Origin of the sequence: Streptomyces sp. NBC_01092 (assembly GCF_045039535.1) — a bacterium.
Classification (GTDB): domain Bacteria; phylum Actinomycetota; class Actinomycetes; order Streptomycetales; family Streptomycetaceae; genus Streptomyces.
Window position 1 is genome coordinate 6,190,363 of record NZ_CP108659.1, and the last position, 22,540, is coordinate 6,212,902.

Annotated in this window: 23 protein-coding genes; 12 read left to right on the top strand and 11 right to left on the bottom strand. The window is 70.9% G+C overall.

Annotation, left to right across the window (positions count from 1 at the left end; genetic code table 11):
- Positions 1–60 precede the first annotated feature (60 nt).
- Positions 61–1,806, top strand: coding sequence for a lysine--tRNA ligase (lysS, locus tag OG254_RS28255; protein WP_405587019.1), 1,746 nt, complete (start codon positions 61–63; stop codon positions 1,804–1,806).
- A gap of 69 nt (positions 1,807–1,875) precedes the next feature.
- On the opposite strand, the gene OG254_RS28260 is transcribed toward lysS, so the two are convergent.
- From OG254_RS28260 to OG254_RS28270, 3 genes are all read right to left on the bottom strand, one after another.
- On the bottom strand, positions 1,876–3,189 hold the full coding sequence (locus OG254_RS28260; RefSeq protein WP_405587022.1) for a DUF2637 domain-containing protein: 1,314 nt from the start codon (positions 3,187–3,189) through the stop codon (positions 1,876–1,878).
- Between the two features lie 166 nt (positions 3,190–3,355).
- Entirely contained in the window at positions 3,356–4,234 is an 879-nt protein-coding gene (locus tag OG254_RS28265; RefSeq protein ID WP_405587024.1) for a DUF3558 family protein, read from the bottom strand.
- Between the two features lie 137 nt (positions 4,235–4,371).
- A complete protein-coding gene (locus OG254_RS28270) occupies positions 4,372–5,280 on the bottom strand; it encodes a DUF3558 domain-containing protein (protein WP_405587026.1) in 909 nt (302 codons plus the stop codon).
- 216 nt (positions 5,281–5,496) lie between these two features.
- Here OG254_RS28270 and OG254_RS28275 point away from each other — a divergent pair, with 216 nt between their 5' ends.
- Entirely contained in the window at positions 5,497–6,690 is a 1,194-nt protein-coding gene (locus tag OG254_RS28275; protein WP_405587028.1) for an RtcB family protein, read from the top strand.
- Between the two features lie 42 nt (positions 6,691–6,732).
- Here the strand turns inward: OG254_RS28275 and OG254_RS28280 are convergent, their stop codons facing one another.
- From OG254_RS28280 to OG254_RS28295, 4 genes are all read right to left on the bottom strand, one after another.
- Positions 6,733–7,566, bottom strand: coding sequence for an LAGLIDADG family homing endonuclease (locus OG254_RS28280; RefSeq protein ID WP_405587031.1), 834 nt, complete (start codon positions 7,564–7,566; stop codon positions 6,733–6,735).
- Positions 7,567–7,698: 132 nt separating this feature from the next.
- Positions 7,699–8,475, bottom strand: coding sequence for a tyrosine-protein phosphatase (locus OG254_RS28285; protein WP_405587033.1), 777 nt, complete (start codon positions 8,473–8,475; stop codon positions 7,699–7,701).
- Between the two features lie 42 nt (positions 8,476–8,517).
- The gene (locus tag OG254_RS28290) at positions 8,518–8,661 is read right to left on the bottom strand and encodes a hypothetical protein (protein ID WP_405587036.1); all 144 of its coding nucleotides are present in this window, start codon (positions 8,659–8,661) and stop codon (positions 8,518–8,520) included.
- Positions 8,658–9,434: an SDR family NAD(P)-dependent oxidoreductase gene (locus tag OG254_RS28295; RefSeq protein ID WP_405587039.1), complete on the bottom strand. Its 777-nt coding sequence runs from the start codon at positions 9,432–9,434 to the stop codon at positions 8,658–8,660. The genes OG254_RS28290 and OG254_RS28295 overlap by 4 nt, the downstream gene beginning before the upstream one ends.
- A 103-nt stretch (positions 9,435–9,537) precedes the next feature.
- Here OG254_RS28295 and OG254_RS28300 point away from each other — a divergent pair, with 103 nt between their 5' ends.
- Positions 9,538–9,972, top strand: a complete 435-nt coding sequence (locus OG254_RS28300) for an ester cyclase (protein ID WP_405587042.1) — start codon at positions 9,538–9,540, stop codon at positions 9,970–9,972.
- Positions 9,973–9,999: 27 nt separating this feature from the next.
- On the opposite strand, the gene OG254_RS28305 is transcribed toward OG254_RS28300, so the two are convergent.
- Entirely contained in the window at positions 10,000–10,335 is a 336-nt protein-coding gene (locus OG254_RS28305; protein WP_351196907.1) for a YnfA family protein, read from the bottom strand.
- Positions 10,336–10,493: 158 nt separating this feature from the next.
- Here OG254_RS28305 and OG254_RS28310 point away from each other — a divergent pair, with 158 nt between their 5' ends.
- A complete protein-coding gene (locus OG254_RS28310; RefSeq protein ID WP_405587044.1) occupies positions 10,494–10,973 on the top strand; it encodes a hypothetical protein in 480 nt (159 codons plus the stop codon).
- A gap of 44 nt (positions 10,974–11,017) precedes the next feature.
- On the opposite strand, the gene OG254_RS28315 is transcribed toward OG254_RS28310, so the two are convergent.
- Entirely contained in the window at positions 11,018–11,425 is a 408-nt protein-coding gene (locus OG254_RS28315; RefSeq protein ID WP_405587047.1) for a winged helix-turn-helix transcriptional regulator, read from the bottom strand.
- Positions 11,426–11,553: 128 nt separating this feature from the next.
- On the opposite strand from OG254_RS28315, the gene OG254_RS28320 reads away from it, so the two are divergent.
- The gene (locus tag OG254_RS28320) at positions 11,554–12,444 is read left to right on the top strand and encodes an NADP-dependent oxidoreductase (RefSeq protein WP_405587050.1); all 891 of its coding nucleotides are present in this window, start codon (positions 11,554–11,556) and stop codon (positions 12,442–12,444) included.
- Between the two features lie 52 nt (positions 12,445–12,496).
- On the opposite strand, the gene OG254_RS28325 is transcribed toward OG254_RS28320, so the two are convergent.
- The gene (locus OG254_RS28325; protein WP_405587053.1) at positions 12,497–13,318 is read right to left on the bottom strand and encodes a DUF6597 domain-containing transcriptional factor; all 822 of its coding nucleotides are present in this window, start codon (positions 13,316–13,318) and stop codon (positions 12,497–12,499) included.
- A gap of 84 nt (positions 13,319–13,402) precedes the next feature.
- On the opposite strand from OG254_RS28325, the gene OG254_RS28330 reads away from it, so the two are divergent.
- From OG254_RS28330 to OG254_RS28360, 7 genes are all read left to right on the top strand, one after another.
- Complete coding sequence (locus OG254_RS28330; RefSeq protein WP_405587056.1) at positions 13,403–13,993, top strand: TIGR03086 family metal-binding protein; 591 nt, start codon at positions 13,403–13,405, stop codon at positions 13,991–13,993.
- Positions 13,994–14,077: 84 nt separating this feature from the next.
- The gene (locus OG254_RS28335) at positions 14,078–15,172 is read left to right on the top strand and encodes an LLM class flavin-dependent oxidoreductase (RefSeq protein ID WP_405587059.1); all 1,095 of its coding nucleotides are present in this window, start codon (positions 14,078–14,080) and stop codon (positions 15,170–15,172) included.
- Positions 15,169–15,774, top strand: a complete 606-nt coding sequence (locus OG254_RS28340) for an FMN reductase (RefSeq protein ID WP_405587062.1) — start codon at positions 15,169–15,171, stop codon at positions 15,772–15,774. Before OG254_RS28335 ends, OG254_RS28340 begins: the two co-directional genes overlap by 4 nt.
- Positions 15,775–15,916: 142 nt before the next feature.
- Positions 15,917–16,639 (top strand): response regulator transcription factor, encoded by a 723-nt coding sequence (locus tag OG254_RS28345; protein ID WP_405587065.1) that lies wholly within the window; start codon positions 15,917–15,919, stop codon positions 16,637–16,639.
- Positions 16,640–18,073 carry an ATP-binding protein gene (locus OG254_RS28350; protein ID WP_405587068.1) on the top strand — a complete coding sequence of 478 codons (1,434 nt, stop codon included), beginning with the start codon at positions 16,640–16,642 and terminating at the stop codon, positions 18,071–18,073. It begins immediately after the preceding gene.
- Between the two features lie 137 nt (positions 18,074–18,210).
- On the top strand, positions 18,211–19,476 hold the full coding sequence (locus tag OG254_RS28355; protein ID WP_405587071.1) for an ArgE/DapE family deacylase: 1,266 nt from the start codon (positions 18,211–18,213) through the stop codon (positions 19,474–19,476).
- Between the two features lie 90 nt (positions 19,477–19,566).
- Complete coding sequence (locus tag OG254_RS28360; RefSeq protein WP_405587074.1) at positions 19,567–21,543, top strand: protein kinase domain-containing protein; 1,977 nt, start codon at positions 19,567–19,569, stop codon at positions 21,541–21,543.
- 350 nt (positions 21,544–21,893) lie between these two features.
- On the opposite strand, the gene OG254_RS28365 is transcribed toward OG254_RS28360, so the two are convergent.
- A complete protein-coding gene (locus OG254_RS28365) occupies positions 21,894–22,496 on the bottom strand; it encodes a CGNR zinc finger domain-containing protein (protein WP_405595229.1) in 603 nt (200 codons plus the stop codon).
- Positions 22,497–22,540 lie beyond the last annotated feature (44 nt).

Consider the following 22,540-nt stretch of genomic DNA (forward strand, 5'->3'; position numbering starts at 1 on the left):
CCGCCTAAACTGGGTGCGCAGCTGAATTGACCGTACTGGCTGCCCTGGAGAAAGAAGGACGTGCCGATCGTGGCTCAGAGCACCGAGACCACCGACTGGGTCTCCCGTTTCGCGGATGAGGTCATCGAGGAGTCGGAGCGTCGGGCCCCGGGCAAACCGGTCGTCGTCGCGTCCGGACTCTCTCCCTCCGGGCCCATCCATCTCGGCAACCTGCGCGAGGTCATGACCCCGCACCTGGTCGCCGACGAGATCCGGCGGCGGGGGCGCGAGGTACGGCACCTGATCTCGTGGGACGACTACGACCGCTACCGCAAGGTGCCCAAGGGCATCGCGGGCGTCTCGGACGAGACCCACCTCCAGCACATCGGCAAGCCGCTGACGTCCGTGCCGGCGCCCGAGGGGTCGGCGTACCCGAACTGGGCCGAGCACTTCAAGGCGGCCATGGTCGAGGCGCTGGCCGAGCTCGGCGTGGAGTTCGACGGGATCAGCCAGACCGCGCAGTACACCTCGGGCGTGTACCGGGAGCAGATCCTGCACGCCATGAAGCACCGCGGCGACATCGACGCCGTACTCGCCCAGTACCGCACCAAGGCGAAGGGCGGCGCCAAGAAGTCGCAGAAGCCCCTCGACGAGGCCGAGCTGGAGGCCGCCGAGGGCTCCGGCGCGGCGAGCGAGGACGACGGCAGCCTCGGCTCCGCCGGGTACTTCCCGTACAAGCCCTACTGCGGCAACTGCGAGAAGGACCTCACCACCGTCACCGCCTACGTCGACGACACCACCGAGCTGACGTACACCTGCAACGAGTGCGGCTTCTCCGAGACCGTCCGGCTCAACGAGTTCAACCGCGGCAAGCTGGTCTGGAAGGTCGACTGGCCCATGCGATGGGCCTACGAGGGCGTCATCTTCGAGCCCAGCGGCGTCGACCACTCCTCGCCAGGTTCGAGCTTCCAGGTCGGCGGCCAGATCGTCGGGATCTTCGGCGGCAAGCAGCCCATCGGCCCCATGTACGCCTTCGTCGGCATCAGCGGCATGGCCAAGATGTCCTCCTCGCGCGGTGGGGTGCCCACCCCGGCCGACGCGCTGAAGATCATGGAACCGCAGCTGCTGCGCTGGCTCTACGCCCGCCGCCGGCCCAACCAGTCCTTCAAGATCGCCTTCGACCAGGAGATCCAGCGGCTCTACGACGAGTGGGACAAGCTCGACGCCAAGGTCGAGGACGGCTCCGCGCTGCCCGCCGACATCGCCGCGCACTCGCGCGCCGTGCGCACGGCCGCCGGTGAGCTGCCGCGCACGGCGCGCCCGCTGCCGTACCGGACGCTCGCCTCCGTCGCCGACATCACCGCCGGCCACGCGGACCAGGCGCTGCGGATCCTCTCCGAGCTGGACCCGCACAACCCGCTCGGCTCGCTGGACGAGGCCCGGCCCCGGTACGACAAGGCCGAGGCGTGGATCAACACGCAGGTGCCCGCCGACCAGCGGACCATCGTGCGCGAAGAGCCCGACGGCGAACTGCTGAAGTCCCTCGACGAGGCGTCCCAGCAGTCGCTGCGGCTGCTGCTCGACGGCCTCGCCGAGCACTGGTCGCTCGACGGGCTGACCCACCTCGTGTACGGCGTGCCCAAGGTGCAGGCCGGGTTCTCCGCGGACGCCACGCCCAAGGAGCTGCCGGCCGAGATCAAGACCGCCCAGCGGACGTTCTTCGCGCTGCTGTACCACCTGCTGGTCGGGCGGGACACCGGACCGCGACTGCCCACGCTGCTGCTGGCGGTGGGGCAGGAGCGGGTACGGCGCCTGCTCGGCGAGTAAGCCGCACGGGAAAGGGGCCCTCGGTCGAGGGCCCCTTTTTCGTGCTCTTCGTGCTCTTCGTGCTTCGGTTCAGGCGATGTGGTCCTCTTCCAGCTCCGCGTTGTAGAGCTTCGTGAACCGGTTGACCATGCGCTTGGCCTCGTCAGGCAGGAGCGCGGCGCCGAACTCCGCCTCCACGTTCTCGCTGAACTCGCGCGGGGTCGGGTAGCCCGTGCCACCGATCGACTTCTTGAAGACCTGGTAGTAGTCCTCCTCGGACGGGTCAGGGCGCTCCGGAGGACCGCCGCCCTCGCCGAGCTGGCGGGTGCGGTTGGCGGTCACCGGGATCGGGAAGGTGCCGGTGTCCTCCGGAGAGGGCTCCTGGGCGGGCGGTTCCTGCTGGAACTGGTCCTGGTACTGCTCGGCCCGCAGCTGCTCCTGGTACCACTCCTCGTAGTGCTCCTGAGGGTCGTACGTGGCGCTGTAGCCGCCCTGGTACTCGACCTGCCGGGGAGTGTTGAACCAGTCCTGCACATACTCCTGTTGCTCCGCGGCGGACGGGCCCGCCAGCTCAGGGCGCTGCTCCCCGGCCGGTGCCGTCCGCTGCTGCGGGACGGGCGCCGCACCGGTGGCGGCCGGCGTCGCCAGGGCGGCCGCCTCGGCCGCGGGATAGGCATCCAGGACCGGCTGCGGCGCCGGCGGCAGCAACGCGGGCTCGATGCCCGCCGCCGCCAGCCCCGCCGGAGCCGTCTGCGCCAACGGAACCCCGTAGCGCGCCAGACGCAGCGGCATCAACGACTCCACCGGCGCCTTCCTGCGCCACGCCCGGCCGAAGCGGGAACGCAGCCGGGCCTGGTACACCAGACGCTCCTGCTCCAGCTTGATGACCTGCTCGTAGGAGCGCAGCTCCCACAGCTTCATACGGCGCCACAGCAGGAACGTCGGCAGCGGGGAGAGGAGCCAGCGCGTCAGGCGCACGCCCTCCATGTGCTTGTCGGCCGTGATGTCCGCTATGCGGCCGATCGCGTGGCGGGCCGCCTCCACGGAGACCACGAACAGGATCGGGATCACGCCGTGCATGCCCACGCCCAGCGGGTCCGGCCAGGCCGCCGCGCCGTTGAAAGCGATCGTCGCGGCCGTCAGCAGCCAGGCCGTCTGACGCAGCAGGGGGAACGGGATGCGGATCCAGGTCAGAAGCAGATCCAGGGCCAGCAGCACACAGATACCTGCGTCGATGCCGATCGGGAACACATAACTGAAGTTCCCGAAGCCCTTCTGGATGGCCAGCTCTCGGACGGCCGCGTACGAGCCGGCGAAGCCGATGCCGGCGATGATCACGGCGCCGAACACGACCACGCCTATGAGAACGCGGTGCGTTCGAGTCAGCTGCGGTGGCGCGGCCACTCGTATTCCCCTCCCCTTGCGTGTTGTTGCGCGCAACAGGGTGGCACATCCATACGGCGTACGTTCCTCCGGTACGGCGCGAGCCCGGCCCACGAACGGGCCGGGCTCGAACAAAGGGCTTGGCTGAGCTGCGCGTTGTGACCCAGCGGCGAGCCGGGTGTGACAGTCAGCTCTTCTTCGCCGCTGACTTGGAGGGGGAGGCGGAGGCCGCCTTCGACGGGCTCGACGAAGGGGACTTCGAGGCCGACTTCGAAGGGGTGCCGCTCGGCGTGCCCGCGCTGCCCCCGTCGTTCGCCCTGCCCACCGCGGCCACGACCTCCTTGACCGCCTTCTGGGCCAGCTTGTTCAGGGAGTCCGCGCTCGGAGTCTTCTCGCCGGCCAGACCCGCGCCGTTGTAGTCCAGCGTCACGACGACGTTCTCGACCCGCGCCACGACCGTCTCCTGCTTGAAGGAACCCTCCTTCTTCTTCAGGTCGTAGCGCACCGCCGTCGCCTCGTCGCCCACCCCGGCGACCGGCGCCGACTTCAGGTTCTTCGCACCGGACGCCGACTTCGCGTCCCGCACCTGAGTCTCGTAGTACGCCTGCGCCAGCTTGTCGCCCGAACCACGTGTGACATCGGACTCGAAGCGCAGCAGGGAGACGTTGAGCCAGCGGAACTGCGAGCCCTTCACGCCGTTGTTGTCCAGGCTGCTCCAGGAGCAGGAGGCGCGCGTCGAAGCCTCGTCGGACGAGCCCCGCTTACCGGACTTGGCCTGCGGGACCAGGTCCTCCAGCGTCTTCTTCGCCAGCACCTTGCACGGCTCGGGAAGCGACTTGTACACGGCCGCCTGCACCGTCGGCGACGGGCTCGCCGACTCGGACGCCGACGTCTTCGTGCTGCTGTCGGCCGCCTTGTCGTCCGAACCGGAGTCCGAGGAACAGGCCGCGGCGACCAGCATCACGGGGACGACACCCGCGCAGACAAGGGCGCGGCGCAGGCCCCTCGCCCGCTGCTCGCGCTGGTCACGCCGGTCATGTTGGTCTCGCTCTGCAACTCGCTGCATGGTTCCTTCACTCATGACTGACACTCGTGGTTCCTGCGTTCGGATCGGGTCCGAGGGGCCACGGTACGCGGTGAAGAAGCTGTGTGGTCTCGTTTCGGTTACGTCGCACAAGGGCGTGGAGGTGTGAACGAGGAGCGCTAGTCCGACAGCGCGTCAGCCAGTTGCGCGGCCAGTTTCTGGGCCCTGTCCTGCATTTCCTCGCTGTCCGGGACCGTGCCGACGGTCGCCGGCTGCTCCTCGTACTCGATGGTCACGATCACGTTGGACGTGCGGAACGCCACAGTCACCGTGCGCTGCTGAGCCGTCGAACCGGAGCTGGCGAGCGCGTCGTCGAGGAACGCCTCGTCGCCGACGTCGTCCAGCACACGGGGCTGGAGTTCGGCGGACGCCGCGCCGTCGGTGGACGCGGACGCAGAAGGGGAGGTGGAGGACGAAACGGACGGGGACGCGGAGTTCGAGGCCGAGGAGGAGGGCGAGCCGCTCGGGCTGCCGCCGGGGCGGGTGGACGGGCCGGTCGACGGGTCGGTCGACGGGTCGTTGGTCGCGGAGCCCTCCGTGCCCTCCGTGCCCTCGGTGTCGCCGTCCGAACTCGTCGGCTCGGGAAGGTCCGCCGCCTCCTGCCGCGTCGCGAAGAGCTCCTCCGCCTCGCTGTCGTCGCTGACCGCGGTGTCGTACGACACCACACGCTCGAAGTCGACGGTGAGGTGGTCGGTCGCGTCGGCCGACTCCACCTTCCAACGGCAGCCGACCTTGCGGTCCGTGTCATAGGTGAGCGTCGGCGTGCCCTCGTACGCCTTCTCCTGCTGGTCGGCGTCCGTGAGCTCCTGGATGCCGGGCAGGAGCGAGTCGAGCGTGTCCTCGCCGACCACGCCGCACGGCTCGGGCAGCGTCCGGTACCGGCCGGGCTCGGCAGGCGCCGCCGCCGTGCCGGAGTCGCCGGGGTTGGAGTCGTCGGCCGTGCCGCCGCTGTCGGAGCTGCCGGTGCAGCCTGCCAGCAGCGCCGCGAGGAGCGCGGCGACGCCGGATACGTAGGCCTTCCGCTGCACGGTCAGGCTCCTCTCGACGGTGACTGGATGGTCGGTCCGCTGCCGGTCTCTCAGTGTCCCCGCTGGTTAATCGCTTGCCGCGCGGGGGCGCCCACTGGAGACAATGTGTATCGCACGCACTGCCGTGGACGCCGGTCCGTTGTCCTTTTTCATCGACCTTGGCGCCGGTTTTGCGATTTCAGGCTTGTGTTTTGTTTCCGGGGGATTGAGGACGATATGTCGTACGTGGAGATGCCGGGCGCGAAGGTTCCCATCCGTATGTGGGCCGACCCGGCGACGATCGAGGGCTCCGCACTGCAGCAGCTCCAGAACGTCGCGACCCTGCCGTGGATCAAGGGCCTCGCCGTGATGCCGGACGTGCATTACGGGAAGGGGGCGACGGTCGGGTCCGTCATCGCCATGCACGGGGCCGTGTGTCCGGCGGCGGTCGGGGTGGACATCGGCTGCGGGATGTCGGCGGTCAAGACGTCCCTGACGGCCAACGACCTGCCGGGGGATCTGTCCCGGCTGCGGTCGAAGATCGAGCAGGCGATTCCGGTGGGGCGGGGGATGCATGACAGTCCCGTGGACCCGGGGCGGCTGCACGGCTTCGCCACTGGTGGGTGGGACGACTTCTGGGGACGGTTCGACGGGGTCGCGGAAGCGGTCAAATTCCGTCAGGAACGTGCGGGGAAGCAGATGGGGACGCTTGGCAGCGGCAACCATATGATCGAAATTTGTCTCGATCAGTCAAATTCGGTTTGGCTCATGCTCCACTCCGGGTCCCGGAACATCGGTAAGGAGTTGGCGGAGCACCACATCGGTGTCGCTCAGAAGCTCCCGCACAACCAGGGTCTCGTGGACCGTGATCTGGCGGTGTTCGTATCGGATACTCCGCAGATGGCCGCGTACAGGAACGATCTGTATTGGGCTCAGGAGTACGCCAAGTACAACCGCGCGATCATGATGGGGCTCCTGAAGGATGTGATCCGCAAGGAGTTCAAGAAGGCGAAGCCGGCCTTTGAGGCGGAGATCTCCTGCCATCACAACTACGTGGCCGAGGAGCGGTACGAGGGCATGGACCTGCTGGTCACCCGCAAGGGTGCGATCCGCGCGGGCTCCGGTGAGCACGGAATCATCCCCGGCTCGATGGGCACCAGCTCGTACATCGTGAAGGGGCTCGGGAACGAGAAGGCCTTCAACTCGGCTTCGCATGGTGCGGGTCGGCGCATGAGCCGGAATGCCGCGAAGCGTCGCTTCACTGTGCGGGATCTTGAGGAGCAGACGCGGGGCGTCGAGTGCCGCAAGGACACAGGTGTCTTGGATGAGATTCCGGCTGCCTATAAGAACATCGATCAGGTGATGGCGCAGCAGCGCGATCTCGTTGAGGTCGTGGCGAAGCTGAAGCAGTTCATCTGCGTGAAGGGCTGACGGGCGAGGGCCCCGGTGAAACTGGGGCCCTCGTTCAATTGGTCATTGGTCGCGTGGCAGGCGGACTCGGCCGGTGCGCAAGCGCCAGAGCCGCATGTAACAGCTCTGCTCGGTCCTGCCGAGTTCCGTCGCCGCTGCCGCGTCATTGTTCAGCCTCAGCAGTACGCGGTCCTCCCATTCCTCCCAGCGGCGACGGTCGGGTGCGATCCTCATGTCGGCTGGGCGGATCCAGGCGGCGAGTGAGTCTGCGGCTGTTCGTTTCCGTTCCAGGGACAGGCAGCCCGGGTAGTAGAGGTGTTCGCTCAGAGCCTGGGCGGCCTCCGTCCAGTAGAGGATGTTGTAGATGTCGTCGCGGGCATTGCGCTTGATGGTGCGCTCGACTCCCGTGATCTTCACGGCGTAGCTGGACAGGTAGGCGCCGATCGCTGTGCTGGCCGTCGTGAGTGAGATAAAGGGCAGGCCTTGTCGTGTGTATCCCACTGAGCCGTCGGCATCGATAACGCCGCGCAGGTAGTCGCGGTCTGAGAACTCGACGCCTGGCGGGGTGATCGTCTTGGACTTGCGGCCGTACGGCAGGCCGAGTTCGTTGAGCTTGGTCCTGGCTTCGAGGGAGCACAGTCTCCAGACCACCGAGTTGTGAGTCTTGGCGAAGTTGGTCGACCGGGTGCGCTCGGTGATGCTGCTGTAGTACGGCGTCAGCTTCTGGAACCTGCGCAGAAGTTCCACGTCGCGGGCGTTGATCTCGACCGTTAGGCGCCCCTTTTGCCCCGCGCCTTTCGCCAGGTGCCCGTCCGCCTGCAAGAAGCCGAACATGTACGCGTACTCGGGGACCGTGAGGTCCATGAACTGGTGAACGCTAGGCTCGCAGTCAGCCATCAGGAAGCTGTTCCTCCCTTGCTGGTCAGGCCCTCGGATCGGGACCGGCATCCCGGCCGGGGGCCGTCATTTTGATGTTGTGGCGCGAGCCTAGATCGCCAGTTCAGCCTCCGTTCGGGTGATCGATGACGTTCACTCCTGTGAGTTACGCGGGCGTTCACGCCGTTTCTCAAGCAGGGCGCTGCGGAGGGCTGTCGAGAGGGCCCTCGGGTCCAGGGACAGGGCCTCGGAGACGTAGCCCTCGATCGAGCCGTAACGGCTCGTCAGGTCTGCCAGGAACAGGCGCAGGGCCGCTGCCGGGGCTCGGCCGAAGCCCAGCCAGGTGGGGGCGCGGCCGTTGTTGCGGAGCTTCCAGTCCGCGAGGAGGGCGGGAGCCGCACGTTCCGTGAGGGTGAAGTCCTCGATGATCGTGGGCTCCGGTACTCCGAGGAGGCCCAGGACCAGTGCCGCCAGCAGGCCCGTGCGGTCCTTGCCCGAGGCGCAGTGGAAGGCCAGGGGGGTGTTCGACTCCGCTGCCTTCGCCACCAGTTCCAGCGCGCTGCGGATTTCCTTCGTGCCGTCCTGCGCCACCTCCATGTAGCGCTCGGCCAGATACGGGCCGGGGTCCACATCGGGCGCCAAGGCCGCCTGGTTGTACGGGCGGTGCTCGATGCTGAGGTTGTGGTAGGTGAACGACGGGTGGTCCGGGATACGGCCGTTGTTCTCGATCTCCCACGGGTAGCGCAGGTCGATGACCGTGCCTATGCCCAGGGAGCGGAAGCGGGACCAGTCCGCGGTGCCCTCGCTCAACTTGCCCAGGGAGTCCGTGCGGTAGAGGCGGCCGGGGCGGACGCGGTGGCCGTCCGTCGTCGGATAGGCGCCCAGGTCGCGGAAGTTGTGCAGCGCTTCGAAGGGTATGTGTCTGTCCACGGACAGTGACCCTAGGCGGTCACTGTCCCCGGTGCCTGTGGGCTACTTCGGCGCGTGTGTCACCGCGTAGATCATCACGAACGCCACGATGTGGATGCCGAACAGGAAGTAGCCGAGCCACCACCACATCTGGCGTTCGTTGTGGGGGTCCTTGGGCTCGGGGCTGTCGGGGTCGGGTGGGGTCACAGGTCCCTGTGCACCTTCGTGTTGGACGCCTGGGCGCGGGGGCGGACGACGAGGAGGTCGATGTTGACGTGGCTGGGGCGGGTGATCGCCCAGGTGATGGTGTCGGCCACGTCGTCGGCCGTCAGGGGATCCGCCACGCCGGCGTAGACCTTGGCGGCCTTGGCCTCGTCGCCGCCGAAGCGGGTCAGGGCGAACTCGTCCGTCCTGACCATGCCGGGCGCGACCTCGATGACGCGGACCGGGCGGCCGACGATCTCCAGTCGCAGGGTCTCGGCGAGGACGTGGGCGCCGTGCTTGGCGGCGACATAACCCCCGCCGCCCTCGTAGGTGCCGTGGCCGGCCGTCGAGGAGACGACGACCACCGTGCCGTCGCCGCTCGCCTCCAGTTGAGGGAGGAGGGCCTGGGTGAGGTTCAGGGTGCCGATGACGTTCGTCTCGTACATCGTGCGCCAGTCGGCGGGGTCGCCGGTCGCGACCGGGTCGGCGCCGAGTGCGCCGCCCGCGTTGTTGACGAGGACGCCGATCGTCTTGAAGGCCGTCGCGAACTCGTCCACTGCCGCGCGGTCCGTGACGTCCAGCTGGTACGCCGCCGCCGAGTGGCCGGCCGCGTTGATCTCCTCGGCGAGCGCCTCGATGCGGTCCTTGCGGCGGGCGGTCAGGACGACCCGGTAGCCGGCCGCGGCGAGCTGCCGTGCCGTGGCGGCGCCGATTCCGCTGCTCGCACCGGTGACGACGGCGATGCGGGAGGCGGCGGACGGTGCGGCGGTGGCCATGGCTGCTCCTCGTGCGGTTCGAGTCGAGAGACTGTCCGGCCAGGATAGGCGGGCGGTGCGGTGGGACAATGAGACGGGTGATCCCCAAGCCAGGAGGTGGATCATGGGACAGGCACGTGAGGTCATGGATCGGCTCACCGCGGCGATCACGACGGCGGACTCCACGACCATCGCCGAGCTCTACGCGAAGGACGCGGTCGCCGTCACCCCGGACGGCGGGGAGCTCCACGGGCGGGACGACATCGCCGAGTACTGGCGTCAGATGACGCAGGCGGTCCCGGACGGCACGTACGAGTCGGTGCACGCGTACGAGGTCGGTAACACCGCCATCGACGAGGGCGTCTTCAGCGGCCGCAACACCGGGCCGATCCAGTTGCCCTCGGGGGAGACGCTGCCCCCGACGCAGAAGGAGATCAGGATCCGTGGGGTCGATTTCGCCACGGTCGACGCGGACGGGCGGATCGTCGACTACCGGCTCTACTTCGACGAGATGGAGTTCATGGGGCAGCTGGGGCTGCTGCCCGACGAGCCGTCCTGAGCCCGGCCGCGGCCGCCGCAGCCGGTGTCAGTTCCCTCGCGGCGCGTACATGATCACCGCCATGCCCGCGAGGCAGATCAGCGCGCCCGTGACGTCCCAGCGGTCCGGGCGGTAGCCGTCGGCGACCATGCCCCAGGCCAGCGAACCGGCGACGAAGACGCCGCCGTACGCGGCGAGGATCCGGCCGAAGTTCGCGTCGGGCTGGAGTGTGGCGATGAAGCCGTACGCGCCGAGCGCCATGACGCCGGCGCCGATCCACAGCCGGCCGCGGTGTTCGCGTACGCCCTGCCAGACCAGCCACGCGCCGCCGATCTCGAAGAGGGCGGCGACGACGAAGAGGGCGACGGAGCGCAGGACCAGCATGGTGATCAGCCTTGCATGCCGCCGTCGAGGGCCATCGGGCACCTGTGTCCCCGTGTCACCGGTGTCACCTGTGTCCCCGTGTCACCTGTTGGACGGCGCCTGCCGGGCGCCGTGCGTGGGATACATCGCTACGACCACATGGAGTGAGGAGCGGCGATATGCGGCGGATGCGGGTTGCTGCGGTGTGCGGTGCGGCCGTGGCGACGGCGGTCGGCGGGGCGGTTCCGGGCGCCTGGGCGGTGGGCCGGCCCCAGGCGGATCTCGCCTATCACGGTTCCGCCGACATGGTCGCGGGCCGGGTCGACGTGCGGTTCACGCCGCACAATCACGGGCCGGGCGCGGTGCCGGACTCCATGGTGCGGATCGGCTGGTCGCAGCCGCTGGCGGACGGGCAGACGCTGCCCGTGGGGTGTGCGCGGGAGGGGGAGCGCGCGGTGCTGTGCCGGACCGGGGCCCTGGGTGCGGACGACGTGGGCGAGCGGATCGGTCTTCAGGTACGGCTGCAGGGCGCGCCGTCGGAGGTGCTGCTGGAGTTCGACACGGTGGCGAGCGACGGGGCGGTGGCGGTGGACGAGGACCGGGTGGACGAGCGGCAGCGGGTGCTGGTGCTGGACACGGGGGACACGTACTACTTCTGACGCCCGCCCGGTGCCGCCCGGCGCCGTCCTGCGCCACCCTGCGCTTATGCGTCGGGGCCGTCGGCGTCGTAGCGCTCGCGGGCCCGGTGGACCTCGTCGAAGTGGGTCTCCGCCCAGGCCTTCACGGCCGTCAGCAGCAGGGCCAGGTTCTGGCCCAGCACGGTCAGCTCGTAGTCGACGCGGACCGGGACGGACGGGGTGACGGTGCGGGTGAGGAGGCCGTCGCGTTCGAGTGAGCGCAGGGTCTGGGTCAGCATCTTGGGGCTGACGCCCGCGATCTTGCGGCCGAGGTCGCTGTAGCGCATGGGGCCGGCGGCGAGGGCGGCGACGACCAGGCTGACCCACTTGTCGCTGATGCGGTCCAGGAGCTGGTTGGTGGGGCAGCTCTTGACGAACGCGTCGTACTCGATACGGGCCTGCTCGCGTCGCTGGGCCGCCGTCGTGGTCGCCATGGCTCACCCCTGGGGTAGGTACGCACTCTCAGGTAACTACTTACGAATGGATAGTAACTCTTCCTAGGGTCGTTCGCAGTGGCCGGGAGAGCGTCCCGCCCACACGCTGACGAACAAGGAGAGTCGCTGTGCGTGCTGTAGTGGTGAATTCGTTCGGCGGGCCGGAGGCCGTGGAGGTCGTGGAGACCGACGTGCCGGAGCCCGGTGCGCGACAGATACGGATCAAGGTCTCGGCGGCCGCGCTGAACCCCGTGGACGCGGGTGTGCGGGCCGGTGGCTTCGGAGGTGCGGGGCAGCGGATCGGGTTCGGCTGGGACGTCGCCGGGACGGTGGACGCGGTGGCCCCGGGGGCACCGTGGAGTGTGGGCGACCAGGTGGTGGCCCTCCACTACGGGCCGGTCAAGCCGCTGGGCACCCATGCGGAGTACGTCGTCGTGGACGCGGACGCCGTCGCGGCGGCCCCGGCGACGGTGGACGCCGTGCACGCGGCGACGCTGCCGCTGAACGCGCTCACCGCCGCGCAGGCGCTGGACCGGCTGGAGCTGGAACCGGGGCAGTCGCTGCTGGTGACGGGGGCGGCGGGTGCGGTCGGCGGGTACGCGGTGCGGCTTGCCGCGCACCGGGGGATACCGGTCAGCGCGCTGGCGCGGGAGACGGACGAGGAGTTCGTACGGTCGCTGGGGGCGGTGGGGTTCACGGCGGGCGATGTCGAGGCGGGCAGCTTCGACGCGGTGCTGGACGCGGCGTTCCTGGGGGAGCCGGCGCTGGAGTGGGTGCGGGACGGGGGTGCCTACCTGGGCGTCATTCCGCATGCTGAGCCGGCGTCGGTGCGGGGGGTGCGGACCGGGGCGGTCGAGGTGAGTGCCGATGGGGCGCGGTTGGCGGAGCTTGTGCGGTTGGTGGAGGACGGGGTGCTGACGACTCGGGTGGCGGAGACGTTCTCGCTCGACGACGCGGCGAAGGCGCATGCGCGGCTTGCGGAGGGTGGGGTTCGGGGGCGGTTGGTGCTGGTGCCGTGAGGGTCGGTGCCGGTGGGGTGGGTACTCCGCGGCCCGGGTTGGACGCGGCTGGCTACGCCGGTTCCACTCCCTGTGCGTAAGTCGTCGGCGGTACCCCCACCGTTGCCGTGAAGTCGCGGACCAGGTGGGCCTGGTCGGCGTAGCCGAGGTCGGCGGCGAGGGTGGCCCAGTCGACGTCGCTGCGGGTGCCGGCGCGTTCCAGGGCCTCGTGGATGCGGTAGCGCAGGATGCACCACTTGGGGCTGACGCCGACGTAGGTCGAGAAGAGCCGCTGGAGTGCCCGTACCGACAGGCCCTGTTCCTCGGCGAAGTCGCCGACGCGGCGGACCGTGCGGTCGGCGCGGATGTGCCGGACGAGGCTCATGGCCTGGTCGGCCTGGGGGTCCGGGGCGCAGGGGAGGGCCAGGAGGAAGGTGTTCAGGGCAGCCACGCGGGCGTGGTCGTCGGCCGGGGTGACGATCGTGCGGGCGGTGTCGGCCGTGGCCGGCGGGAACACCTCATGGGCGGGCAGCGCGCGGCCCGTCCAGCGGGACACCGGGGCCTCGGGGGCGTACGGGCGGAATCCGCCGGGCCGGAACTTCACCCCGCAGACCCGGCCCCGTCCGGTCAGCTTCCGGGTGTACAGGCCCAGCGCGACGCCGGTGACCTCGGCGTACGGCGGTCCCTCGTCCTCGTCCCACTGGAAGGTGAGATTGACGGCCGGGTGCGGGACGACGTGGGAGGCGTAGGGCAGGGGCAGGTCCCAGTCGATGAGCCAGTACCACTCGACGTACCGGCGCAGCGGCTCGGCGGGCTCGTGCCGGCGGAACCGTACGCGGTTCAGCAGCCCGGACGGGTCGACGATCCCGCGGGTGTCGTGGCGGGGTGCCTCCATGGCCGGATCGTACGTCGGGATTCGCCGGGCGGGGCGTCGCGTTTCTTCAAGAAGGGGCGGGGGCGGATTTCCTACGGTCGAGGCATGGATACGAACGGTGTGAAGACGTACGACATCGGTGAGCTGCTGGCGATGGCGCGCGAGCGGGCGGTTCCGGTGGTGCGCGGCATTCCCGACGAGACGCTCGCCGCGCCCACGCCCTGCGCGGAGTACGACGTGAAGGCCCTGGTCAATCACCTCTTCCAGGTGATCGTGCAGTTCCAGCGGCTGGCCGCGAAGGAGGCGTCGGACTTCGGCGACGCCCCCGACCGGGTCGCCGACGGCCCCGAGTGGCGCGAGCGGCTCGCGGACGAGGCGGACCGGCTGGTGGCGGCCTGGTCCGCGCCCGGTGCCGAGGACGGGACGACCGGCGCGTGGGACATGCCCGCGCGGCTGGTCGGCTCGATGGCGCTGCTCGATCTGACCGTGCATGTGTGGGACCTGGCGCGGGCCACGGGCCAGGACTACCCGGGTGCCGACGAGGCGGTCGTGGCGGAGCTGGCCGGCGCGGTGGACACGCTGGCGCCGACGGCCAGGAAGATGGGGGTGTTCGGGGAGCCGGTGGCGGAGCCCGAGGGTGCGTCCGGGTTCGAGCGGCTGCTCGCCCGGACCGGCCGGGATCCGCACTGGCGGTAGTCATGGCGGGCCGGGAATAGTCCCTGGCCGGTCGCCGTTCTCCGGGTATAGTTGAACCGTCAACAATCTGGAGGATGAGCGACCATGCAGTTCGGGATCTTCAGCGTCGGCGACGTGACACCGGACCCCACCACGGGCCGTACGCCGACCGAGCGCGACCGCATCAAGGCCATGGTCGCCATCGCGCTGAAGGCCGAGGAGGTGGGTCTCGATGTCTTCGCCACGGGTGAGCACCACAACCCGCCCTTCGTGCCCTCGTCGCCGACGACGATGCTCGGCTACATCGCGGCGCAGACGGAGCGGCTGATCCTCTCCACCTCCACCACCCTCATCACCACCAACGACCCGGTGAAGATCGCCGAGGACTTCGCGATGCTCCAGCACCTGGCCGACGGCCGGGTGGACCTGATGATGGGCCGCGGCAACACCGGCCCGGTCTACCCCTGGTTCGGCCAGGACATCCGCGAGGGCATCAACCTCGCCATCGAGAACTACGCCCTGCTGCACCGGCTGTGGCGCGAGGACGTCGTGAACTGGGAGGGCAAGTTCCGTACGCCGCTGCAGGGCTTCACGTCCACGCCGCGGCCGCTGGACGGGGTCGCGCCCTTCGTCTGGCACGGCTCGATCCGCTCCCCGGAGATCGCCGAGCAGGCGGCGTACTACGGCGACGGCTTCTTCCACAACAACATCTTCTGGCCGGCCGACCACACCAAGCGGATGATCGACCTCTACCGGTCCCGGTACGCCCACTACGGCCACGGCACGGCCGAGCAGGCCATCGTGGGGCTCGGCGGTCAGGTCTTCATGCGGAAGAACTCCCAGGACGCGATCCGTGAGTTCCGGCCCTACTTCGACGACGCCCCGGTCTACGGGCACGGCCCGTCGCTGGAGGAGTTCACCGAGCAGACCCCGCTGACGGTCGGTTCCCCGCAGCAGGTGATCGAGAAGACGCTGAGCTTCCGCGAGTACGCCGGTGACTACCAGCGCCAGCTGTTCCTGATGGACCACGCCGGGCTGCCGCTGAAGACCGTCCTGGAGCAGATCGACATGCTCGGCGAGGAAGTCGTACCGGTGCTGCGCAAGGAGTTCGCCGCCGGACGCCCGGCCGAGGTGCCGGACGCGCCGACCCACGCTTCCCTGCTGGCCGAGAAGGAGTCGGAAGAGGTGACCGTCGCATGAAGCTCGTCGTCGTGTCCGCGGGGCTGAGCGTCCCGTCCTCCACGCGGTTGCTGGGAGACCGGCTGGCCGCGGCGGTGGTGGGGCGCAGTGCCGACACGGTGGACGTCGAGGTCGTCGAGCTGCGCGACCTCGCCGTGGAGATCGCGCACAACTTCACCAACGGCTTCCCCGGCCGGCGTCTTGCCGCCGCGATCGACGCGGTGACCTCGGCGGACGGGCTGATCGTGGTCACGCCGGTGTTCTCGGCGTCGTACAGCGGGCTGTTCAAGTCGTTCTTCGACGTGATCGAGAAGGACGCCCTGGCGGGTATCCCGGTGCTGATCGCCGCGACCGGCGGTACGGCCCGGCACTCGCTGGTCCTGGAGCACGCGCTGCGTCCGCTCTTCGCCCACCTGCGGGCCGTGGTCGTCCCGACCGGCGTGTACGCCGCCTCGGAGGACTGGGGCGCGGAGGGGCTGGACGGGCGCGTCGAGCGGGCGGCGGGGGAGCTGGTGGGGTTGATGCAGGGGCTGTCGGGAGTCAGGACGGCCGCCGCGGACGACCTCACGGTGGTGCCCTTCGCCGAGCAGCTGGCCGCGCTGAACAGCCCGTCCGGCGATTGAGGACGAGGCCGTTCAGGCCGAAAAGGGGGTCTGGGGGCGGAGCCCCCAGGGGCGGCCGTGTGAGGGTGTGAGCCCAGTAAGAAGGGCAACTGCAGCGCAGCCCACCCGGCCGAACCGCCGGAGGCCTTGGCAGACTGAACCCGTGTCCCAGACTGTTCTCCTCGCCGAAGACGACCGCGCCATCCGCCACGCCCTGGAGCGCGCGCTGACCCTGGAGGGCTATCAGGTCACCGCGGTCGCCGACGGCGTCGAGGCGCTGGCGCAGGCCCACCGCACGCCGCCGGACGTGCTCGTCCTGGACGTGATGATGCCCGGCATCGACGGACTCCAGGTCTGCCGGGTGCTGCGCGCCGAGGGCGACCGCACCCCGATCCTGATGCTGACGGCGCTCGTGGAGACCCAGGACCGCATCGCGGGCCTGGACGCGGGCGCCGACGACTATGTGGTGAAGCCCTTCGACGTGGAGGAGGTCTTCGCCCGGCTGCGCGCCCTGCTGCGCCGCACCAGCGAGACGAACGGCGCCGCCCCCGTCGACGTACCGAAGCAGGCCCCCGAGACCACCGGCCGGCTGATCGAGGCGGCCGGGCTGCGGATGGACCCGCAGGCGCGGCGGGCCTGGCGGGGCGGGCGGGAGCTGGAGCTGACGCGGACCGAGTTCGAGCTGCTGGAGCTGCTGGTGCGCAACGCCGGCATCGTCCTCGACCACTCCACCATCTACGACCGTATCTGGGGCTACGACTTCGGTCCCGGCTCCAAGAACCTCGCCGTCTACGTCGGCTATCTGCGCCGCAAGCTCGACGATCCCGGCGCGCCGCAGCTGATCCACACGGTGCGCGGGGTGGGTTACGTGCTGCGGGAGGACTGAGTGGGCGGCCCCGCGCGCCGTCGGCTCGCCCGGCTGCTGACCGGACGGCGGCGGACCGGGCTCGTCTCGCTGCGCTCCACCTTCGCCGTGTCCTTCGCGGCCGTGACCGCCGTGGTCACCGTCCTCGTCGGGCTGCTGTCGTACACCGCCGCCGCCCGCCTTGTACGGGTGGACCAGGAGTCCGTGTTCGACGAGGTCGTGCAGGACCTGCGCGGCGAGGTGCGCCAGCGGCCGATGCTGCCGGAGGACTTCTCCTCCTCGGCGCCGGGCCACGATCTCGTACGGCCCGCCCGTACCGATGTGCAGGTGCTGGGCCCCGATGGTGCCGTGGTCGACCCGGGGCGGCCCGGGCTGCCGGTCACGGGCGCCGACCGGCGGATCGCGGCCGACGGGACGGCCGGGCGGATGGTCCAGCACCGGGACGTCGACGTCGGCAGCGACGTCTACCGCGTCGCCACCGTCGCGCTCGGCGGCGGGCGGGGCGCGGTGCAGATCGCGCAGGAGTTCAGCGACACGGAGGACCTGCTGCGGGCGCTCCAGCAGCGGACGCTGCTGCTGATGTCGGCCGTGGTGACCCTCGCGGGGCTCTTCGGCTGGTGGCTGGCCCGGCGCATCACCCGCCGCCTGGTCGTCCTCACCGACGCGGCCGAGGACGTCGCCCGCACCCGGCAGCTCGGCATCCAGGTACCCGTCACGGGCTACGACGAGGTCGGCCGCCTCGGCCGGGCCTTCGACCGCATGCTGGGGCGGCTGGCCCAGTCGGAGGAGGACCAGCGGCGCCTCGTGCAGGACGCGGGCCACGAGCTGCGCACGCCGCTTACCTCCCTGCGTACGAACATCTCCCTGCTGCGCCGCATCGACGAGCTGCCGCCCGAAACCCGCGGCGAGCTGGTGGCCGACCTGGGCCAGGAGGCGCGCGAACTGACCGACCTGGTCAACGAGTTGGTCGATCTGGCGGCCGGGCAGTCCGACACCGAGCCGGCCCAGCGGGTGGACCTCGCCGACATCGCCGAGGACGTCGCGGTCGTCGCACGGCGGCGGACCGGGCGCCGGATCCTCGTGCGCGCGAGCGGGGAGACGGCGACGCAGGGGCGGCTCGGGATGCTCCAGCGGGCGGTGACCAACCTCGTCGACAACGCGGCGAAGTTCGACCGCGACGGCACCGCGCCGATCGAGATCAACGTCGCCGGCCCGGCCCGCCCGGGCACGGTCCGCGTAGAGGTCCTCGACCGGGGGCCCGGCATCGCCGAGGACGACCTGATTCGCGTCTTCGACCGCTTCTACCGCGCCGCCGACGCGCGTTCCCTGCCCGGGTCCGGGCTGGGCCTGTCGATCGTGCGGGAGGTGGCGCTGGCGCATGGCGGGGCGCCGTTCGCCTTCCGGCGGGACGGGGGTGGGACGGCGGTCGGGTTCACGGTGGGTGGTTCGGGTTGACGGGAAACTCCCCCAAGCTCTTCGAGCAGGGGACCCCCAGACGGGCTGGAGGGTGCGGGCCTGCGTCGAGAGGTGACGACGGCCAGGGGCCTACCGTGTGGCCGAAGCGGAGCACCATCGAGGGGAGGAGCGGCATCGTGCTGAGTGACGTGGAGCGCGCCGTACTGGCGGAGATCGACGACGCCGGGATCGGGCGGACGCTGCTGGAGTTGATCTCCGTGCCGAGTGTGACCGGCAGTGCGGCCGAGTCGGAGCTCCAGCATCTGCTGGCCGGGCGGCTGGAGCGGCTCGGTCTGGACGTCGACCTGTGGTCCATGGACCTGGACGCGCTGCGTGCGGACCCCGCTTTCCCGGGGACGGAGGCCGAGCGGGACGAGGCCTGGGGGCTGGTCGGCGTGACGGAGGACGGCGGCGACGGGCCCACCTTCGTGATGCAGGGCCACGTGGACGTCGTACCGCCCGGGGATCTCGACGCCTGGGACGGCGATCCCTTCGTGCCGAGGGTGGTCGGGGACGTCGTACACGGGCGCGGTGCCTGTGACATGAAGGCCGGGCTGGTGGCCCACCTCGCCGCGCTCGCGGCGATACGGGCCGCCGGAGTGCGGCTGCGCGGGCGGGTCGGCGTGCACTTCGTGGTGGGCGAGGAGGACGGCGGACTCGGCGCCTTCGGCACGCTGCGGCGCGGCCACCGCGGCGACGTCTGCGTCATCACCGAACCGACGGGCGGCGCGCTCGTCACCGCCAACGCCGGTGCGCTGACCTTCCGCCTCGCCGTGCCCGGCAAGGCGGCGCACGGCAGCGCCCGCGACCAGGGTGTCAGCGCGATCGACGGGTACCTGCCGTTGCACCGGGCGCTGGCCCGGCTGGAGACCGAGCGCAACCGGGACCCGCATCCGCTGATGGCCGAACACCCCATCCCCTACGCCCTGTCGGTGGGCACCGTGCGCGCCGGGGACTGGGCGAGCAGCGTGCCCGATCTGCTTGTCGCCGAGGGCCGGTTGGGCGTACGGCTCGGCGAGGACCCGGCGCAGGCGCGGGCCGCGTTCGAGCGGTGCGTCGCCGAGGCGTGCGCCGCCGATCCGTGGCTGCGGGACCATCCGGCGACGGTGACCTGGCCGGGCGGGCAGTTCGCCGGCGGCCGGCTGCCGGAGGGGCATCCGCTGCCGGAGCTGATCCGCGGCGCCCACGCAGACACCGGGGGAGCCGCGGACCCGCGCGAGTGCGGGGCGCCGTACGGCAGTGATCTGCGCCTGTACGCCGGGGCGGGGATCGCGACCTTGCAGTACGGGCCGGGGGACATCCGGGTCGCGCACAGCGAGCGGGAGCGGGTGTCGGTCGCCGAAGTGGTGGAGGTGGCAAGGACGTTGGCGGTGACGGTGCTGCGGACGGTCGGCACGAAGTGAGCCGGGACCCTGAGAGGGTCCTGTGCTCGTCCGTATGAAGTCCCGTGAAGGCAGTCACTGTTGGCCCAGGGCTCCGTACACTCCGTGACCGTGTTGACGTTGAAGGCCGGGCACGAAGTCGCCGGCCGCTACCTCCTCAGGGAACCCATCGGCAGGGGCGGGATGGGCGTCGTGTGGCAGGCGTGGGACGAGACGCTGAAGCGGACCGTCGCGGTCAAGTGCGCCCGCCCGGACGACGAACAGGCCGCCAGGAGACTCAAGAAGGAGGCGCAGTACGCCGCCCGGCTGCACCATCCGAACATCGTGCCGGTCTTCGACTTCGTCGAGGAGCCGGAAGAGGGGTCCGGCCAGGGGGCCGGCCAGGGGTCAGGCCAAGGGCCCGGCGGCGGATCCGGTGAGTCCACCTGCTGGATCGTCATGGAGTACGTCCCCTCCCGCAGCCTCGCCCAGCTCGTCGCCGAATCCGGCCCGCTGTCGCCCGAGGACGCCGGGTCCGTCGGCTGCCAGATCGCGGCCGCGCTGGCGAAGTCCCATGCCGAAGGCGTGGTGCACGGCGATGTCACGCCGGAGAACATCCTGGTCACCGAGGACGGCGTCGCCCGGCTGACCGACTTCGGCATCGCACGGGCCCTGTGGAGCGACGTCACCCAGACGCACACGCTCACGGCGGGCGTGGTGCGCGGCAAGCCCAAGTACCTCGCGCCCGAACTGGCCAAGGGCCGGCCCGCCGACGAGAAGGCCGACGTGTTCTCCCTCGGCGCCAGCCTGTTCGCCGCGGTCGAGGGCCACTCGCCGTACGGCGAGGTCGACCACCCGATGGCCTACGTCGCCCGCGCTGTCCAGGGCCACCTCGAACCCGCCGAGCGGGCCGGCCTGCTCACCACCCCGCTGACCGCGCTGCTGGAGCTGGACGCCCGTCGCCGCCCGGACGCCGCCGAGGCGCACCGGCTGCTGACGCGGGCCGCCCCGCCGCCCCCGGAGATCCAGGGCAGGCTGCACGACCAGCACACCCTGCACCTCGCCTCGCTCACCCTCCGGCTGCCGCGTGCCGTACGGCGTCGGCGGCGCCCGCTGGCGATCACGGCGGGGGCGCTGGCCGTAGCGGCCGCGGTCACGGCGGGGATCCTCGTCGCCACGTCGGGCGGCGACCCGGACGACACCCCCCGCGCCCCTGACGCGAAGCCCCCAGCCACGGCCGCCGCGCAGGCCGGCGCCATCGGCGACATCCGTACGGCCAACCCGTGCGGGCTGCTCGACGCCGCCTCGCTGAGCCGCTTCGGGGACACCGAACTCGACCCGGACTACGGCGAGTTGGACCGCTGCGACGTGCTCGTACTCGGCGCCGACGGGGACGAGCTCGCCGGTGTCGAGGCCAACTTCCTCAGTGAGGCCCGGGAGTTCGACGGCGGCCTGTCCGTCCGGCGGGTCGGCAGCGTCCAGGTCGCCGGCTTGGCGCGCGTCGGCGACCACTGCGAGCGGTACATCCGGACCTCCGACCGCCGGGGGATCATCGTCCGCGGGGAGCGGCGGGAAGCCGGCGCCCCCGATCCCTGTGCCCTGGCCGACGCCGCCACCGACTACGCGGTCACGGTGCTGGACCAGGGCCCGGTGCCCCGGCGCGCGGAGTCCTGGCCGGCCACCTCGCTCGCCCGCCTCGACGCCTGCAAGCTGCTCGACACCGCCGCGCTGAGGCGCGTACCGGACCTGGGGACCCGGCCGTCGGACTACGGGTTCGCCAACTGGGACTGCGAATGGGCGAGCGCGGACGGCGACAAGGCCTTCGTGGAACTGTCGTTCACCCGGGACAACCAGCTGGAAGACAACGGACGGCCGACGTCCGTCGCCGGAACGACGAGCTATGTCTCACCGGAGGAGGAGGGCGAGGGCAGCTGCGTCGTGTACGCACCGCACCGGACGTACACCAACTCCGTCGGCGACCGCACGACCGAGCTGTTCCGGCTGACCGTACGCGGGCAGCGGCCGGTCGAGCAGGAGTGCGCCACGGCCGAGGCCCTGTCTGCCGCCGCGGTGAGGAACATCGCCGCGCAACTGCCGGAGGGGACATGATCGTTGGCCAACGCCCCATGAACAACGGCCACACCCGTCCCGTCCCCGGCGGTGGCCGTGCCCTGCCGCCCACCCACGGCAGCCTCGCCCGGGGCGCCTCGGCCCCCGTCCCCGGCACGCTCTTCGCCCTCGCGCTCGGCGGTGGCATGGCGCTGGGCCCCGGCGAGGGCCGCGAGGTGCTGTTCGGGCGCAACCGGCCCGAGGTGCACATCTGTCTGGGCGAGGACGACCCCCAGGTCAGCCGCCATCACGGCACCAAGCTGGACGGCACCTGGGGCTGGACCCAGGCCCGCGCCAGGGCGACGTACGACGACCAGGGCGAGCCCCAGCGGATGATAGGCGTGAGGTCCTCAGTCCGTCGGGGGCTGGGTGCGCCGGGCGTACGCGCGGGCCGCGCGCGCCCGGTCGCCGCAGCGGGTGGAGCACCAGTGGCGGCGGCCGTGGCGCAGCAGGTAGCGGTTGCAGGGGGGTGAGCCGCAGGCCGTGAGGCGTTCGGCGTCGGGGGAGGTGAGCAGGTCGGCGGCGTCGGCGGCGAGGGTCGCCAGGGCGTGGTCGACGATCTCGGTGGTGGGGTGCGGGGCCGCGCGGTAGGGGCCGCCCTTCTCGTCCCACTGGAGCAGCGGAGCCGTGGGCACCCTGGTCAGCGCGTCGTTCACGGCGTTCAGCGCGGCCGGCAGCGCGGGCAGCGCCGCGACCCGTGAGTCGAACAGCGACCGGATCTGTTCCCGCAGCGCCCGCAGTTGCGCCGCGCACATCTCCCGCATCCCGGCGTCGACGGGAGCGAGGTCGCGCTCGACGAGCCACTCGTTCGCCGCGGCCGCGGTGCCGAGCTGATCCACGAACTGCCCGCCCGGCAGCGCGATGACGCTGTTGGCGAGGGCGAGCGACGGGTACTGCTCCGCGCCCGGCGCGGGCGGAATCGGCGGCTCGACGGTCTCCTTCGTGGCTCTCATGGCGCTCATGCCTCTCATGGTACGGAGTGCGGGAATCCGTGAGA